Genomic DNA, 16,242 nt, shown 5'->3' on the forward strand with positions numbered 1-16,242 from the left:
GTCGTCGAGGGAAAAATCCATTGATTCAGAGACGAGAAGGAGCCGCGCGATTTAGTAACAAACGAGAAATATTATTATTTGTGGAAGTTTCAAGGCATGAAAAAGGGGCCTTTCAGCCCCTTGTCGGTTTTACTTTTGCGCGACCCCGGGGGCCGGTGTTGCGGGTGTTTCCGCCTTCTTCGGCTTCATCAGGCTGAAGTCGATCAAGGCGCGTTGTTCGCGTTCATACGGGTTGCCGATCAGCAGTGGACGAGCTTTGAAGCTGTCGCTGACCACGCTTTTGCTGTGATCCAGCTCATCGAAGCTCAAACCCGCCAGATCCGCCCAGGTGTGGATCAGATGCGAGCTGCTGTAAGGTCGTTGCAGATCACCGGCAAGGTTCCAGTTATGGGTTTCACGCCACTTCGGCGAGGCCCAGGCCATGAACGGGATGGTGTACATCGGCGCGGTCGGCTTGTTCTCGTTACGACCCAGGGTGTTATGACCGACCGAGTCGAACACGTCTTCACCGTGGTCGGAGAGGTACAACAGGAAACCATTCGGATCGGATTTGGCGTAATCCTTGATCAGGCTGGAAACCACGAAATCGTTGTACAGCACCGCGTTGTCGTAGCTGTTGTAGGTCGGCACCTGGTCATCACGCACACCGGCCGGTACGCCGTCGCGATTCTGGAACTTGTCGAAAGTCGGCGGATAACGGTACTGGTAGCTCATGTGAGTACCGAGCAGATGCACGACGATCAGTTTGCGTGGCGCCGGATCGGTCAGGGCCTTGTTGAATGGCTCGATCACATCACCGTCGTACTGCGCGGCGTTCTGATTACGGTTGTTGTTCAGGTACACCTGTTCATCGGCCTGTTCGGAAAAGGTCGTGAGCATGGTGTTGCGCTTGGTCATGGTCTGCTGGTTGGTGATCCAGAAGGTCTTGTAACCTGCCTGTTTCATCATGCTGACCAGCGACGGAGTGGACAGATACAGGTCCGGATTCTCTTCGTCGGCGAAAGTCAGAACCTGCTGCAGCGCTTCAATCGTGTAAGGACGCGGGGTGACGACATTGTCGAACACCGCCAGTTGATCCTTGAGCTTGTCGAGTTCCGGCGTGGTCTCTCGCGGATAACCGTAAAGGCTCATGCGTTGACGGTTGGTCGACTCACCGATGACCAGCACCAGGGTGGCAGGCTGATTGGCGCCGGCATCCTTGAGGTTATGCAGCGGTGGAATCTTGCTCGCGCTGTGCAGCATGTCCTGCATATCGGCCAGAGTATCAACGTAACGGTGATAGGCCACGGCCATTTGCCAAGGCACCGCTGGCTCGATGCGGGTTTCAAACTTTTCGAAACCCTGAGCGAAGGAGCCCATGCGCATTGTTTGCTTGACCAGCGGATAACCAACCACAGCGATCACAATCGCCGTGGCCGCGACCCATGCGCGGCCACGAGGCATGTACACCGGACGCAGGCGGGTCCACAGGAAGTAGGCGAACACGGTATGCGCGAGGAACGCCGGGATCATCCACCAGGCGAAATACTGGGTCATATACTCGCCAGCTTCAGAAATGTTCGACTCGAACATGATGAAGATGACGCTCTGGGAAAATTCCTGCTGATAGATGAAGAAGTAACCCAGGCTGGCCATCGAGCAGGCCCACAGCACCACGCCGATTATTGCGGCCAGCAACTTGGTACGCTTGGGGAACAGCAGCATCGGCGCGAGCCACAGCGCGCTCATGAAGAACGCCTGACGGAATCCACTGAAACCGGAGGTGCCGGTCAGCTGGATCAGCAGTTGAGTGATACCGGAGAAATACCAGAAGAAGACGAACAGCCAAATCAGACCGGCCCAGTCGAAACCTGCCGCAGTCGATTTGCTGCGTTTGAACAATGCCATTCAGCACTCCAGCTATTACAAGACAAACCCGCCGGAACGCTTCTTGAAACCAGAGCATGAAGCCGACGAACGAAAGCCGTACGCAAAGGTACGGCCAGAATGGGGTCGAAGTATCCGCAAGCGAATGTGAAAAATTTGTTAATTGAGCTGAGCGGGCAGGGGTGAATCATGTCGGGAACAGGCAGTGCTGTTCCCGAATCAGGCGAGGATCAGGCGTGCGGGTGACGCTGGACGACCGGAAGCGGCTTGGGCTGCTCGCCGTGCATCATCAGGCGCAGTTGCGCGAGTTCTTGCTTTAACTGGTCACGCTCGTCTTTCAACTGGCGCAATTCATCGCGACGGATCGTGACGTACAAAGTCTGTGGAGGCATTGCTGTGTGTACTGTGCCCATTGCTCACCTCGCAAATGGCGTGCATCAACTGTAAATCGCCCCCGATTTGGGGTGCTGACTTACTATCGGCGCCAATTTTGATTTCTTTTGTCCATGAATGGAACTTTTTTATTTTTCATGGTCGGTGTGTCTTCGGCACGATTCCCGACGTTATCAGTCTGGATCGGGCACAATGCCCGGAAACTTCATCGCAACGCTCTGGACTAACCTCCATTAGTCGCGTTGGGCTATAACCATTGACACACATTTATTTGTAGTAAGGAGCATCAGCACATGCAACTCGGGATTATTGGACTGGGCCGCATGGGCGGCAATATTGCACGGCGTCTGATGCTCAACGGTCACAGCACCGTTGTTTTCGACCGCAATACCGCCTTTGTCGACACCCTGGCCGCCGAGGGCTCTACAGGCGTTTCCGATCTGCCGGCACTGGTTGCCGGTCTGACCAAGCCGCGTGCGGTCTGGGTCATGCTGCCGGCCGGCGCGCCGACCGAAGACACCATCGAAACCCTGAGCAATCTGCTTGAAGCCGGTGACACCATCATCGACGGCGGCAACACCAACTATAAGGATGATATTCGTCGGGCCAAGACCCTGGCCGAGAAGGGCCTGCATTACATTGACGTCGGTACTTCCGGCGGCGTCTGGGGCCTGGAGCGCGGCTACTGCATGATGATCGGCGGCGATGCCGAAACCGTCAGCCGTCTTGATCCGCTGTTCGCTGCACTGGCGCCGGGCATGGGCGACATTCCGCGCACCAAGGACCGCAAGTCCGACGACCATCGCGCCGAGCATGGCTACATTCATGCCGGCCCTGCCGGTGCCGGGCACTTTGTGAAGATGATTCACAACGGCATCGAGTACGGGATGATGGCGGCGTTCGCCGAAGGTTTCGACATTCTCAAGACCAAGTCCAGCAAACGTCTGCCGGAAGATCAGCGTTTTGATCTGAACGTGGCCGACATCGCCGAAGTCTGGCGTCGCGGCAGTGTGGTTTCGTCGTGGTTGCTCGACCTGACCGCCGATGCATTGGCCAGCGATCCGAAACTCGACGGTTTCTCCGGTTCCGTCGCGGACAGCGGCGAAGGTCAATGGACCATCGAAGCGGCCATGGAACAAGCAGTGCCGGTACCGGTGCTGTCGAACTCGCTGTTCTCTCGCTACCGTTCGCGTGGTCAGGGCACGTTTGGCGACAAAGTCCTTTCAGCCCAGCGCTTCGGCTTCGGCGGCCATGTGGAGACACCGAAAAAATGACCCATACGATCCGCAGGAAATCCAAGGCAGAACCCGCACCACCGACCACGCTGTTTCTGTTCGGTGCTCACGGTGACCTGGTCAAGCGCTTGCTGATGCCGGCGCTGTACAACCTGAGTCGCGACGGCCTGCTTGACGATGGCCTGCGGATCATCGGCGTTGACCACAACGCCATTACCGATGAAGCCTTCGCGCAGAAGCTCGAAGATTTCATCCGTACCGAAGTCGCGGCGAAGGTCGGCAAGGGCGATCAGATGCTTGATCCGGCCTTGTGGGCCAAGCTCGCCAAAGGCATCAGCTACGTTCAGGGCGATTTCCTGGATGACAGCACTTATTCAGCGCTGGCGGCGAAAATCGCCGACAGCGGCACGGGCAATGCGGTGTTCTATCTGGCCACCGCGCCACGGTTCTTCAGTGAAGTGGTGCGCCGTCTCGGCTCCGCCGGTTTGCTCGAAGAAACCCCGGAAGCGTTCAGAAGGGTGGTGATCGAGAAGCCATTCGGCTCCGACTTGCACACCGCCGAGGCGTTGAACGCCTGTCTGCTCAAGGTGATGAGCGAGAAGCAGATCTACCGGATCGACCATTACCTGGGCAAGGAAACCGTACAGAACATTCTGGTCAGCCGGTTTTCCAACAGCCTGTTCGAAGCCTTCTGGAACAATCATTACATCGACCACGTACAAATCACCGCCGCCGAAACCGTCGGCGTCGAAACCCGTGGCAGTTTTTACGAACACACCGGTGCATTGCGCGACATGGTGCCCAATCACCTGTTCCAGTTGCTGGCGATGGTCGCGATGGAACCGCCGGCCGCGTTCGGCGCCGATGCGGTACGTGGCGAGAAGGCCAAAGTAGTCGGCGCGATTCGCCCATGGACCACCGAAGAAGCGCGAGCCAACTCGGTTCGCGGCCAATACAGTGCCGGTGAAGTCGATGGCAAGCCGCTGACCGGTTACCGCCAGGAACCCAACGTCGCGCCTGACAGCAGCACCGAAACCTACGTCGCGCTCAAAGTCATGATCGATAACTGGCGCTGGGTCGGCGTGCCGTTCTATCTGCGCACTGGCAAACGCATGAGCGTGCGTGACACCGAGATCGTCATCTGCTTCAAGCCGGCGCCGTATGCGCAGTTCCGCGATACCGAGGTCGATGAGTTGCAGCCGACCTATCTGCGTATCCAGATCCAGCCCAACGAAGGCATGTGGTTCGACCTGCTGGCCAAGCGTCCCGGGCCGGCGTTGAACATGGCCAACATCGAGCTGGGATTTGCCTACAAGGACTTCTTCGAGATGCAGCCGTCCACCGGCTACGAAACCCTGATCTACGATTGCCTGACAGGCGATCAGACGCTGTTCCAGCGCGCCGACAACATCGAGAACGGCTGGCGCGCCGTACAACCGTTCCTCGATGCCTGGCAGCAGGACGCGAGCGTGCAAAGCTATGCGGCCGGTGACGATGGCCCGCAAGCGGCTGAAGACCTGCTGACTCGCGATGGTCGCGTCTGGCATGGTCTGGGATGAGTAACTTGCCGAAGCAACCCATCCGTTTTCTGCTCAGTGACATGGACGGCACGTTGCTGTTGCCCGATCACAGCCTGAGCCAGCGCACCATTGACGCAATTCGTGCATTGCGCGAGGCGGGGGTGTTTTTCAGCCTGGCTACCGGGCGACCGCCCAAGGCCATGCTGCAGCAGATCGAAGCCTTGGGCGTTGATTTGCCGACGGCAGCGTTTAATGGCGGGACCATCGTCAACCCCGACGGCACGCTACTGGTCGCACATTATCTGCCGGTCGCTGCGGCTCTGACGGCACTGGCGCTGTTCGTTGATCAACCGGACGTTGAAATCTGGGTGTTCAGTGGTGGTGACTGGCTGCTGAAGGACCCCCATGGGCCGATGGTCCCGCGTGAACAACACGGGCTCGGTTATCCGCCAGTGGTGGTTGAGAGCTTCGAGCCGTATCTGGAACGGATTGACAAGATCGTCGCTACCAGCAACAACACCGAGTTGCTGATCGAACTGGAGGCGCAGTTGCTGCCGAAGGTCAATGGTCTGGCGCAGGTGTCGCGTTCGCAACCGGTGTATCTCGACGTCACGGCGCTGGAGGCCAACAAGGGCGCGGCGCTGGCGACAATCGCCGAATACCTGGGCGTGCCGCTGGAACAGACGGCGGCGATTGGCGACGGCGGCAACGACCCGGCGATGTTTCATTGCGCGGGGTTGTCGATTGCCATGGGCCAGGCAGAGGACGCGGTGCAGCGTCAGGCTGACGTGGTCACCGGGCCAAACACCGAGGACGGTGTCGCCCAAGCCATCGAGAAGTACATCCTGCGTCACTAACGCACCACAAAACAAATGTGGGAGTTAGCCTGCTAGCGATTGCGGTGTGTCATTCGACAGATAGCTTGTCTGACACGCCCGAATCGCTAGCAGGCTAGCTCCCACAATTTTATCCAGTGCAGTTACAGCCAGTAACTCACTGCATACCAGCCCAACAAGCCCATCACCACGGTGTACGGCACCGCCATCCACACCATCCGCCCGTACGACAAACGCACCAGCGGCGCAATCGCCGACGTCAGCAGGAACAGGAAAGCAGCCTGACCATTCGGCGTGGCGACGCTCGGCAGGTTGGTGCCGGTGTTGATCGCAATCGCCAGCGTTTCGAAATGCTCACGGCTCATGTGGCCGTTGAGGAACGCCTGTTTAACTTCGGTGATGTAGATCGTCGCGACAAACACGTTGTCGCTGATCGCCGAAAGCAAGCCGTTGGCAATAAACAGCATGCCCGGTTGCTGATCTGGCGGCAGAGCCAGCACCCACTGGATCAACGGCACAAACAGTTGTTGATCGTGAATCACCGCAACCACCGCAAAGAACACCACCAGCAGCGCAGTGAATGGCATGGCGTCCTTGAACGCACTGCCGAGACGATGCTCGTCGGTGATGCCGGTAAACGCGGTGATCAACACGATCACCATCAGGCCGATCAGGCCGACTTCAGCGATATGGAACGCCAGCCCGGCAATCAGGATCAGCGCAGCGGCGCCTTGCACCAGCAGCGCGGCGCGTTGGCGCGGTGTGCGTTCGGCGTTGTCTTCTTCGGCGTAGTTGGCTAGCACGGCGCGCACGTTGTCCGGCAGCAGCGTGCCGTAGCCGAACCAGCGCAGTTTCTCCAGCAGCACACAGGTCACCAGACCGGCGACCAGCACCGGCAGGGAAACCGGGGCGACTTTCAGGAAGAACTCAGCGAAGTGCCAGCCCATTTCGTGGCCGATCAACAGATTCTGCGGCTCGCCCACCAGCGTGCACACACCTCCGAGCGCTGTACCGACCGCGCCATGCATCAGCAGGCTGCGCAGAAAGGCGCGGAACTGTTCGAGGTCTTCGTGGTGCAGGGTTGGCAGGTGCTGATCGTCGCTGAATTCGCTGTCCTGTCGCGGATCGTTACCCGAGGCGACACGGTGATAAACCGAATAGAAGCCGACAGCAGCACTGATGATCACCGCCGTCACGGTCAGCGCATCAAGAAATGCCGATAGAAACGCCGACAGGAAACAAAACATCAACGCCAGAATTGCCTTGGAACGCACGCCGAGCAGCAGCCGCGAGAACAAAAACAGCAGCAGATCCTTCATGAAGTAGATGCCGGCCACCATGAACATCAGCAGCAGGATTACCGGGAAGTTATGCAGCAGCTCATCGTAAAGCGCCTGCGGCGTGGTCATCTTCAGCAGCAGCGCTTCGATCAACAGCAAGCCACCGGGCATCAGCGGGTAGCATTTGAGCGCCATTGCGAGGGTGAAGATGAACTCGATCACCAGCAGCCAGCCGGCCGCCACCGGACCGACCGTCCATAGCACCAGCGCATTGAGGATCAGGAACCCGACGATGCACGCCTTGTACCAGCGGGGCGAGTGCCCAAGAAAGTTGTGCGCGAACGCCTGGGCGATTGAGCCGGACATCGGCTGCTCCTTATCTTTAAGAAGCGCGCAAGTTGCCGTAACTTTCGAACAAGTTCAAGTACAGCAAGTATTCCGCTATCGATTCAGATAGCGCGCAACCATTGCCCGGTAGTTGCCATCGAGCGAATAACCGCCGACCAGGATTTCGCCTCCCGGTTGCACTGCCAGTGAGTTGGCGGTATCGAGGCTACGGCCCAGACGCGTGCGCAACCAGCCGTGTCCGTTGCCGAAGCTTGTATCGAGCGCGCCGTCGGCCAGATATCGAGCAACGATGAAGTCTGCTTCGACCCCGCCAATCGTCGCGCCGACCGCCAAGATTCGGCCGTCAGCCATGCGTTGGGCGGCGCTCCATTGGCAGCCGCTGGGGCCGATATCCAACAGCTGCGGATGGCCATGGTTGCTGTGCAGTTCCGTTCGACCATTAAGGTGCAGGCTTAGCGACAGGCAGCGTATCGGGTCGCGGCTGCTGCCGAAACAATGCAGATGTTCCATGGATTCGATGACCTGACTGACCTGAGCACTTTTGCCGCGCGCGGTGAACGCCATGAAGCCGTCCTCAGCAAAGCGCTCGTCAAGACGTCCATCCGGCATATAACGCGCCACCAGGCCTTGCTGCGGGAAGTCGATGGAGCCGGCAACAATAATGCGGCCGTCGTCCTGTAATAAAAGACTGTTGAGCCAGGTATTGAGCAGCAAATGACGGATCATCACGAAGCCGCGGCCGTTGAAAGTGTTGTCGAGGCTACCGTCTGGGGTCAGGCGGATCAGCATGCCGGCATGGTCGGCCAATTCGAAGTGGTGGTTGGCGATCAGCAGGATGTGTCCGTCGGGCTGCACGGCAATATCACAGGCCTCGGCGCCCGGAACCCCCGGCGGCAACCAGACATCGCGAGTTCCCATGGACAAGTCGCCCGGCAGGCGCACAACCAGTCGACCGTTGTCGCCAAATGACTGGTCGGGAAAACCGCGATCATCGAACATGGCGAGGGCGGGCAGGGTGCGGTGAGCATTTTCATAATGCAGGCCGGCCAGCAGGATTCTTCCGTCAGGCAACACCTGCACTTTGCCAGCCATGGCTTCGAAACCCCGAGCGAACTCGCCGATCACGCTGCCCTGGTGACCGAAACCCAGATCAGCCGAACCATCAGCCAGCAGGCGGGCAAGTCCGAAACGGCTGCCTTCGGCGGTGCCGACTTTGGCGGCGACCAGTACGCGTCCTTGCGGGTCCAGGGCAACACCCTGAGTCATGCTGGACACACTGCCGGCGAAATACACCTGGGCAACGCCGGTATTGGCAAATCGTTTGTCTAGTTGTCCGGCGTTATTCGCTAGCGTCGGGAGTGCGTAGGCGTTCTGGGTGGACATGCATGCCTCTCCTTGCAAGTTGGCCCGACCCGGGAACCGAGTGAGTAACTGCATGAGCGGAACATTCAACGCCTGAATACACCGAACTACAACTGACATAACTAACAGGTGGAGGGTCAGACTGTGCCAGAACAGTGTCTTTTTGAACCAATCGCAAGCCTGCCAAGCAATAAGCCGCGAATCGGTGGGAGGAAGTTATACAGAAGTGCGGAAGATCAATAAGGATTTGCCAACTAAAAAGCGGATGACTAAAAAGTCATCCGCTTTAGGTTTCGATCAATGTGGCATCGACCACGATTGCAGTTGGTGGCCTTCTTTGCTCAGTTCGGCGCGGGCTTGCTGCAACAGCAGTTCAAGTTGCGCTGGATCGGAATAGGCGCTGCTCGGAATTTTTGTACGTCCGATATGCGAGTTGGTACGGTCGATGACGCTCAGGTTCAGTTCGCCATTGCCGTCTTGTGGGGCCCAGGCTACGCATTGGAACGGTTCAAATGCGTGGTTGGCAATCATAAGAGCTTCGTTGATACGGAGCGGGGCGGTCATGGGGTCTTCTCTCTGTAGTGCCCAATCAAGTGATGTGCCGTCGGTTGGGCTTACCGTTCGGCTGGATACTTGTACTGATGCACGCAACCCGGTGGCGGGTCACACTCAGGCGAAAGAAATTTCAACTTTCTTTCATATACTCAGTTTTCCGACAGTTTTTGAAAGCTGGATGAAAGATTCGAGTCGATAGCTAACTAACAAAGAAGCTACTTATAACTCAATAGCTTGTACACCTATAAGCAAACGATACAAGGCACTGTCAAAATCTTGCTAATGTTACAGCCAGGTGAGCCAAATGACTGTTTTTACACTCATTTCCTTAAATTTGGCGCCAAGGAACAGTCATGAGCGAAGCGCCTGCGTTACGACGTTTATTGGTGGTCGATCCCTGCGACGACTGTCACCGCCTATTGCCCGGATTACGCGCGGTAGGCTGGGATGTCGACAGTTGTACTCTGGAAAATGCTGCCGACCGCAGTTGTGATGTCGGCTTGTTGCGATTACAGCCTTTTCACCTCGAACGTCCCGAAGCGGTCAAGGAACTGATCAGCCGCAGCGGCACCGAATGGATCGCCGTGTTGAATCAGGAAGTCCTGCGCTTGCAGAACGTCGGCGACTTTGTTTGCGAGTGGTTTTTCGATTTCCACACCTTGCCGTTTGATGTCTCGCGGGTACAAGTAACCCTTGGCCGAGCCTTCGGCATGGCCCGTTTGCGCGGGCAGGGCACGATTCACGTTGATCAGCCAGAGCATGAGTTGCTCGGTGACAGCAAACCGATCCGCGAACTGCGCAAGTTATTGAGTAAATTGGCGCCGACTGAATCCCCGGTGTTGATCCGTGGTGAAAGCGGTACCGGCAAAGAACTGGTCGCGCGCACGTTGCACCGTCAATCCCAGCGTCACAGCAAGCCGTTCGTAGCAATCAATTGCGGGGCGATCCCTGAACATCTGATTCAGTCAGAGTTATTCGGCCACGAAAAGGGCGCATTCACCGGTGCGCACCAGCGCAAAGTCGGGCGTATCGAGGCGGCCAACGGTGGCACGCTGTTTCTCGATGAAATCGGTGATCTGCCGCTGGAACTGCAGGCCAATCTGCTGCGTTTCCTCCAGGAAAAACACATCGAACGTGTGGGCGGCAGTCAGCCGATTCCGGTCGATGTGCGAGTGCTCGCGGCAACCCACGTCGATCTTGAAGCTGCCATCGAGAAGAAACGTTTTCGCGAAGATCTGTATTACCGACTGAATGTCTTGCAGGTAGTTACTGCGCCCTTGCGTGAACGGCATGGCGATCTATCGATGCTGGCCAACCATTTCTCGCATTTCTACAGCCATGAAACCGGGCGCAGACCGCGCAGCTTCAGTGAAGATGCCCTGATTGCCATGGGTAAACATGACTGGCCCGGCAATGTTCGCGAACTGGCGAACCGTGTGCGTCGGGGGCTGGTGCTGGCCGAAGGTCGGCAGATCGAGGCGCGGGATCTCGGGCTGATCAGCCAGCATTCGATCGCGACTCCGATGGGCACCCTTGAAGACTACAAGACTCGCGCGGAACGCCAGGCGCTGTGTGATGTGTTGAATCGGCACAGTGACAATCTCAGCATCGCGGCGAAAGTGCTTGGGGTCTCGCGGCCGACGTTTTATCGGTTGTTGCATAAACATCAAATCCGCTGAAAAGCAAAAGATCGCAGCCTTCGGCAACTCCTACAGGGTGTATACAAACCCGATGCAGGAGTTGCCGAAGGCTGCGATCTTTTGATCTGCCTTTTAGAAGTAGTACGGGAATTTCAGGCTGAAGGAAAAGTCCGGTGCATCATCAGTCATGCCGATGGACAGGTTGGGCACGATGGTCAGGTTATCAGTGGCGGCAATGGTCATGCCGACGTTGAAGTAACCCGCGTTGGCATCACTGGAAACCACCGACTGCCAATCACCGCCATCCTGTTTCAACTTGCTCTTGCGCTGCACCAAGTCAGACACCGAGAACGACATACTCATCTTCTCGTTCAGTGCAAAAGCGATACCAGCGCCAATCTGGAAGCTGTCGCCGATCTGTACTTTGCCCGGGGTTTTCTGGTTGACCGTGGAACTGATGTCGTCAAACGACTCTTCCAGGTTGTGGGTGTAGGACAGACTGCCGAACAGTACGGCCGGGTCAAACGTCTTGACCAGCGAGATACCTGGGGTAACGGACCAGACACCGTTGCCGGTCGGCAGGGTATCAGGCACGAACAGGTTGGAGTTGGCATCGGTCTGACGCAGTTTGATACCGAACGGGTCCTTGCCGGTCGGTGCCTTGACGCGCAAGGTAACCACGGCGTCCGGGGTATTGGCCGACTCGTCGAGGAACTTGTAGGCGATGCCGAAGTTGACGTCGCCGATGGTCGGGTCGCGTGACACGTCCTGTTCGGTGGTGACGTTGGAGGCGCCGCCGTTGCCGCCGCCGGACTGATACGTCGAATCACGGTAGACCACAGGCACGTTCAGATCGAACTGCCAGCGGTTGTCGAAGTTGTAGCGGCCGGTGAGGTCGAGTGTCCAGGTGTCAGCCTTGATCCGGTCAAGGTTGATGTTGCCGAGGAAAATCGAGTCCAGCGCCAGGAACCCGTTGAGGATCAACTGACGGGTGTCATAACGCGAGTAGGTTACGCCGGTCTCAAAGCTGAACTTGCCGCCGCCGAAGAAGCCGCTGGCCTCGTCATAAAGGTTGGACACGCTCTGCGCCGGTTGCGAATCGTCGGCCAGCGACTGACCGTAAGAGGCGCCACTTCCCCCGGCTGCGCCCCCCGACGCTGCTGCGGCCCCGGTCCCTGTGGCCACTTTTGGATTGCCCTTCAAGTCGGCTGGCGATTTTGCCAGACGTTTTGGTTGAGGAGCGGCTGGCTGATCTTCAACCTGACGGACTCGTTGCTCGAGGACCGCCAGGGCTTTTTGTTGTACTTCGTATCGCTGCTTAAGCTCCAATAGTTCCTGTTTCAGGGTCTCTACATCAGCGTCAGGTGCTGCTTGGAGCATTGCCGCCGGTAGAAGAGTGCTCAAACATAAAGCTGCGCGCAGTGGTACTGATCGATACATGAATAAGCCGTCCCTTTAAGCCCAATGATCGAGACTCAGCGTAGTTCAATATCCGATATTGCGTAGTGCCCTGAGTTGACTCAGGTTGCAGTCCAGTGCGCCGGCGCTAATGCCGTTATTGTTCAGTACGACGTTGAGTTGAGTCATGTTGTTGACCACGTTGGCGCTGCCCAGCAGACGGGTGTTTTGCAGCAATCCGCCTTGAGCGACCTGTTGCAGGGCGGTACCTTGATTTCCGGACGCCTGAATGGCCATTTGTACGCCACCGTTGGTGGCCGAAACTGCCACGCTGCCGGCGGCGTTGCTGCCACCGATGGTTTGACCAGCCATTAGTGCTTGTCCCTGTGCGGGTACGATTGCAGGGGGCTGATTGGCCTCCGAGACATTGATTGCGACGTTGTTGCTGGCGGTGTTGCCGTCGCCTGCGGCACGCACGCTTTGCGTCACGCCTTGCGAGCTGTTGAGTCCCGCACCACCAATGATGTTGCCGGTACCCACGTCTGGCGTGGTGCCGTTGCCATGTTCCTTGATGGTCGAGACATAGAATTCAGGTTTGATGGTTGAAGCCTGTAGCTGCATCGAGGTCGCAGCCCCGATCAAATCACCGCTGGCGTTGCGCCAGGTACTGCTCATGACAATGCCGAAGCTGATAATCCGCCCCGGCATCACATACCGACCACGCAGCTGGGAAAGCTCCTGGTCCTGTACTTCAATAGGTTTGAATCCTGCATTGGCATAGCCTGACGCGCTCGCTGCCAGGCAGGCGGCGGCCAGCCAGTATGAGGTTTTCATCTGCTGCTCCCGGGACATCCAGTCCCATTCTTTATAATCGGCGATTAAAAGAAGTCGCTCTGTATGAACCCGAAGTCCATCAATTCGGCATCTCTGACAGGGTTGAAGTTATCCAGCTTGTTCTTCGCGGTCAGCGGTGTCGGTGGACTGCGCAATGCATTGGTTTTGTCATAACCGGGGCCGACGATGGCGAAGACGATACCGTTCCAACCTTTGACAAAGTCATCATGGGTATAACGTTTATGGCCTAGAACCGGGTCTCCGATGTAAACCCAATTCTTGTCCGAACGCTGTAGCACCACGAAATGCTTGTAGCCGCGAATTTCCATCAGTACCACCACCGGGATCGTTACAGCATCCAGTTTATCCGGCGGGATTTTGTAGCCCCTGGCGCGCATGCCGATGCTTTCGATATAGCGCTTCATGTCCAGCATGGAAAAACCTTGAGTGCGAACAAGGTCCTGGTCAGCATTGACCAGCATGCCTTTGATGATGTGCTCCTCATCGACGTCGAGCCAATAACCCTGGCGTAACACCGTGGCCAGTGCGGCGGCGCCGCAACTGAAATCGGTTTTCTGTTCGACGATGTCGGAAAACTTGCGCTCACGAATGCTTTGCACGTTCTTGTAGATGAGCGTGCCACCCGGCAGGGCAGCGACGGGCATCTGCGCAGCCTGGGTCAGGCCGGACAGGCAAAGCAGGGCAATAAGGGCAGTCTTACGCATGATCGATACGCCTTTGCGGACTGAGGAAAAAGCCCCGTTTCCGGGGCTTTCGTTTCGATCGCGATTACATGCAGGCTTTGCAACCTGCGGCGATGGACAGCGAGTTGCTTTGTTGGTTACCAACACCAGCAGCGTTGTTGTAACCAGCGTTGCCGGAGAAGTTGTTACCAACGTTAGAGATATTGGCGTTGTTGGTCACAGGGTTTTTCCAGCCATCTGGGGTCATCACTTGTTGAGTGGTTACGCCAGCCAGACCGAAGACACCCACGGCAACGAAGTCAGACTTGGTGTCCTGGCTACCGCCACTGCCGCCATGACCTTTGTCGTCATTGCCATAGCCGCCACCGCTGTGATGATCGTCACCTTTGGTGGTTGCGGTGCCGGCTGCGCCGAACACGCCGACGGCGGCAACAGTGCCAGTGAGTGTGTCTTTTTTGAAGGTCTGAGTGCCGTTGTTCGCAACAGTCAGGCCAGAGGAGCTTTGGTTGGCAGCAGCTGCAGCCTGAGCCACACGACCACCGGACACAGCGATTGCCAGGTTGTTTTTCTGTTGGTTGAAGTTGCCGGCACTGTTGTTCACGCCGATGTTGCCGGAACCGCCGTTACCGACGTTGTTCAGACTGGCATTGGCAGTACTGGAGTAGTTGCCTACAGCATTGTTGGCGTTGACCTGGGTGGCGCTTGAAGCAGAAACCGCGGAGCCGAAGATGAAGCTTTCGTCAGCAGTCGCCAGAGCTGCAGCGTTGTCTTGTTGGTTACCGTCGCCAGCGGTGTTGTTCATACCGACGTTGCCGTTGGTACCGTTAGCCGAACCGCTGATGTTGGCGTTGTTTTGGGTGCCCTGGTTCAGCACGGCATTGCCGCCGCTGCTTTGCACGTCGAGTACTGCGGCACCGGCACCTGCGCCGATTTGCAGCAGCTCTTCCAGGGTAGGGCCTTTTGGTGGAGGAGGCTGGTGACCATGACCGCCGTTGTTACCATGATCGTTGCCGCCTGCTTGAGCTGCCATTGCCATAACTGCTGCAAGAGCGAAAACCAGTGGTTTGAGAGCCATTGTAGTTTTCATGGTGTTTCTCCGTGCTTATTAGTTGGTTAAGTGTTGGTACTTTCTAATTGCACTGCTTTTTATTTGGGTCAGTCTGCGACCCGGATGCTCAGGGTGTTGGCCATTCGGTTCCCCACCCCGGCACTCTGGTTCACCTGGATTACCCCGCGGCTGCCGGTGAAGGCCTGATCACTTGTGGTGACCTGGCGACTGCCGGGTGAGGTACCAGTTGCTCCTGAGCTCGGTAAAAGCGCCACGTTCTGTTGGGACAGGGCGCTATCGTCAACGCTTTGCGGTGCACCACTGATGCTGATGCGCATGGCGTTGGCCATTTGGTTGTTGGCGCCGGAACCCTGGTTCACGCCCAGGACGCCGTTGCCGTTACTGAAAGAGGTGCCACCGATGGTCGAGCTGGCATTGATGTTTCGATCGGCGGGCGTATTGATCTTTTGCTGAATGATGGTGGTGGCGCTGGCCGATGTACCGATGGCAATCGCGCGGGTGTTGGTCTGTTGCTGTTGATCGCCGGCAGCCTGGTTGATGTTCAGGTTGCCGTTGTATTGCACGCCGCTGTTCTGAATATTGGCGTTGTCCAGAGCGCTCGGGTCAGCCATGGCGCTGGAGCAGCCGAGGAGTGCGAGCAGGATCAGTGTGCGATTCATCTTATTGACCTCCAGCCATGCGGGTCAGTGGCGCAAGGCCGGTGCTCAGCGAGCGATTGATGGTGTTGGAAATCGTACCGCCACCGCCGCCGCCATGGCCGGAACTCATGCCGGGCAGGCCGTTGGGGTTGGTCAGGACGTTCATGCCGGGCAGGGTGGCGCTGGGTGTCGTGACGAGGCCGCTGATGCTGGCGCCACTGGCTACACTGGCAAAGTCACCGTCGTTGAGTTCGGTGCTGGTCATCGCTTGATTGATGCGCGCCGAAGGGTTGGCGTTGACGGTCGTCGGGTAAGGGTCTTTGCCGCCGCTGCGGCCAATAGGAATCGGCTGAACATCGCGATTGAGCACAATCACGCCGTTGCCTTCTGCCTGAACGTTGAAACTAATGAGTGTGCTGGCTGCTGATCCAATCAGCAGAAGGCAGGTCAAGCCTTTATTGAAGTTCCCCACGGCGGCAATTCCTTCTTCAGTGGGCTGGCACTTGTCAGCGTTGGGAAGGAGAGAGCGAAAGCTGTGCCGCTTTTGAATTGTTTTACGAATTC

15 protein-coding genes are annotated in these 16,242 nt (G+C 57.4%); 4 read left to right on the top strand and 11 right to left on the bottom strand.

Features of this window, described 5'->3' with window-relative positions; all coding sequences use genetic code 11:
• Positions 1-129 precede the first annotated feature (129 nt).
• Complete coding sequence (locus ACTWLJ_RS20460) at positions 130-1,887, bottom strand: phosphoethanolamine transferase CptA (RefSeq protein WP_401211343.1); 1,758 nt, start codon at positions 1,885-1,887, stop codon at positions 130-132.
• A gap of 209 nt (positions 1,888-2,096) precedes the next feature.
• Complete coding sequence (locus tag ACTWLJ_RS20465; RefSeq protein ID WP_401211346.1) at positions 2,097-2,279, bottom strand: DUF6026 family protein; 183 nt, start codon at positions 2,277-2,279, stop codon at positions 2,097-2,099.
• A gap of 273 nt (positions 2,280-2,552) precedes the next feature.
• Between ACTWLJ_RS20465 and gnd the strand changes: the two genes are divergently transcribed.
• The 3 genes from gnd to ACTWLJ_RS20480 are packed head-to-tail and all read left to right on the top strand — an operon-like array spanning position 2,553 to position 5,871.
• Complete coding sequence (gene gnd / locus ACTWLJ_RS20470) at positions 2,553-3,533, top strand: phosphogluconate dehydrogenase (NAD(+)-dependent, decarboxylating) (protein WP_445178212.1); 981 nt, start codon at positions 2,553-2,555, stop codon at positions 3,531-3,533.
• Entirely contained in the window at positions 3,530-5,053 is a 1,524-nt protein-coding gene (zwf, locus tag ACTWLJ_RS20475) for a glucose-6-phosphate dehydrogenase (protein WP_445178213.1), read from the top strand. The genes gnd and zwf overlap by 4 nt, the downstream gene beginning before the upstream one ends.
• Positions 5,050-5,871, top strand: coding sequence for an HAD family hydrolase (locus ACTWLJ_RS20480; RefSeq protein WP_445178214.1), 822 nt, complete (start codon positions 5,050-5,052; stop codon positions 5,869-5,871). The genes zwf and ACTWLJ_RS20480 overlap by 4 nt, the downstream gene beginning before the upstream one ends.
• A 122-nt stretch (positions 5,872-5,993) precedes the next feature.
• Here ACTWLJ_RS20480 and nhaB read toward each other — a convergent pair whose 3' ends face one another.
• From nhaB to ACTWLJ_RS20495, 3 genes are all read right to left on the bottom strand, one after another.
• Positions 5,994-7,496, bottom strand: coding sequence for a sodium/proton antiporter NhaB (nhaB, locus tag ACTWLJ_RS20485; protein ID WP_445178215.1), 1,503 nt, complete (start codon positions 7,494-7,496; stop codon positions 5,994-5,996).
• Between the two features lie 75 nt (positions 7,497-7,571).
• The gene (locus ACTWLJ_RS20490; protein ID WP_445178216.1) at positions 7,572-8,861 is read right to left on the bottom strand and encodes a hypothetical protein; all 1,290 of its coding nucleotides are present in this window, start codon (positions 8,859-8,861) and stop codon (positions 7,572-7,574) included.
• Positions 8,862-9,137: 276 nt separating this feature from the next.
• Positions 9,138-9,404, bottom strand: coding sequence for a hypothetical protein (locus tag ACTWLJ_RS20495; RefSeq protein ID WP_401211362.1), 267 nt, complete (start codon positions 9,402-9,404; stop codon positions 9,138-9,140).
• A gap of 344 nt (positions 9,405-9,748) precedes the next feature.
• On the opposite strand from ACTWLJ_RS20495, the gene ACTWLJ_RS20500 reads away from it, so the two are divergent.
• A complete protein-coding gene (locus tag ACTWLJ_RS20500; protein WP_401211366.1) occupies positions 9,749-11,074 on the top strand; it encodes a sigma-54 dependent transcriptional regulator in 1,326 nt (441 codons plus the stop codon).
• Positions 11,075-11,167: 93 nt separating this feature from the next.
• On the opposite strand, the gene ACTWLJ_RS20505 is transcribed toward ACTWLJ_RS20500, so the two are convergent.
• From ACTWLJ_RS20505 to ACTWLJ_RS20530, 6 genes are all read right to left on the bottom strand, one after another.
• Positions 11,168-12,475: a hypothetical protein gene (locus ACTWLJ_RS20505; RefSeq protein ID WP_445178217.1), complete on the bottom strand. Its 1,308-nt coding sequence runs from the start codon at positions 12,473-12,475 to the stop codon at positions 11,168-11,170.
• A gap of 45 nt (positions 12,476-12,520) precedes the next feature.
• Positions 12,521-13,267: a hypothetical protein gene (locus ACTWLJ_RS20510; RefSeq protein WP_445178218.1), complete on the bottom strand. Its 747-nt coding sequence runs from the start codon at positions 13,265-13,267 to the stop codon at positions 12,521-12,523.
• 44 nt (positions 13,268-13,311) lie between these two features.
• Positions 13,312-13,992 carry a C39 family peptidase gene (locus ACTWLJ_RS20515; RefSeq protein ID WP_401211370.1) on the bottom strand — a complete coding sequence of 227 codons (681 nt, stop codon included), beginning with the start codon at positions 13,990-13,992 and terminating at the stop codon, positions 13,312-13,314.
• 64 nt (positions 13,993-14,056) lie between these two features.
• Positions 14,057-15,058 carry a heme utilization protein gene (locus ACTWLJ_RS20520; protein ID WP_445178219.1) on the bottom strand — a complete coding sequence of 334 codons (1,002 nt, stop codon included), beginning with the start codon at positions 15,056-15,058 and terminating at the stop codon, positions 14,057-14,059.
• 68 nt (positions 15,059-15,126) lie between these two features.
• Positions 15,127-15,699: an adhesin gene (locus ACTWLJ_RS20525; protein WP_401211375.1), complete on the bottom strand. Its 573-nt coding sequence runs from the start codon at positions 15,697-15,699 to the stop codon at positions 15,127-15,129.
• Position 15,700: 1 nt separating this feature from the next.
• The gene (locus ACTWLJ_RS20530; protein WP_445178220.1) at positions 15,701-16,150 is read right to left on the bottom strand and encodes a hypothetical protein; all 450 of its coding nucleotides are present in this window, start codon (positions 16,148-16,150) and stop codon (positions 15,701-15,703) included.
• Positions 16,151-16,242 lie beyond the last annotated feature (92 nt).

The sequence above is a fragment of the Pseudomonas sp. McL0111 genome, from assembly GCF_052567255.1.

Bases quoted from the DNA above. Each gene is read 5' to 3' on its own strand.
- ACTWLJ_RS20490 (WP_445178216.1), bottom strand. From the start codon at position 8,861: ATGTCCACCCAGAACGCCTACGCACTCCCGACGCTAGCGAATAACGCC.
- ACTWLJ_RS20465 (WP_401211346.1), bottom strand. From the start codon at position 2,279: ATGGGCACAGTACACACAGCAATGCCTCCACAGACTTTGTACGTCACG.
- ACTWLJ_RS20495 (WP_401211362.1), bottom strand. From the start codon at position 9,404: ATGACCGCCCCGCTCCGTATCAACGAAGCTCTTATGATTGCCAACCAC.
- ACTWLJ_RS20480 (WP_445178214.1), top strand. From the start codon at position 5,050: ATGAGTAACTTGCCGAAGCAACCCATCCGTTTTCTGCTCAGTGACATG.
- ACTWLJ_RS20510 (WP_445178218.1), bottom strand. From the start codon at position 13,267: ATGAAAACCTCATACTGGCTGGCCGCCGCCTGCCTGGCAGCGAGCGCG.
- gnd (WP_445178212.1), top strand. From the start codon at position 2,553: ATGCAACTCGGGATTATTGGACTGGGCCGCATGGGCGGCAATATTGCA.
- ACTWLJ_RS20460 (WP_401211343.1), bottom strand. From the start codon at position 1,887: ATGGCATTGTTCAAACGCAGCAAATCGACTGCGGCAGGTTTCGACTGG.
- ACTWLJ_RS20505 (WP_445178217.1), bottom strand. From the start codon at position 12,475: ATGTATCGATCAGTACCACTGCGCGCAGCTTTATGTTTGAGCACTCTT.
- ACTWLJ_RS20520 (WP_445178219.1), bottom strand. From the start codon at position 15,058: ATGAAAACTACAATGGCTCTCAAACCACTGGTTTTCGCTCTTGCAGCA.
- ACTWLJ_RS20515 (WP_401211370.1), bottom strand. From the start codon at position 13,992: ATGCGTAAGACTGCCCTTATTGCCCTGCTTTGCCTGTCCGGCCTGACC.
- nhaB (WP_445178215.1), bottom strand. From the start codon at position 7,496: ATGTCCGGCTCAATCGCCCAGGCGTTCGCGCACAACTTTCTTGGGCAC.
- zwf (WP_445178213.1), top strand. From the start codon at position 3,530: ATGACCCATACGATCCGCAGGAAATCCAAGGCAGAACCCGCACCACCG.
- ACTWLJ_RS20500 (WP_401211366.1), top strand. From the start codon at position 9,749: ATGAGCGAAGCGCCTGCGTTACGACGTTTATTGGTGGTCGATCCCTGC.
- ACTWLJ_RS20525 (WP_401211375.1), bottom strand. From the start codon at position 15,699: ATGAATCGCACACTGATCCTGCTCGCACTCCTCGGCTGCTCCAGCGCC.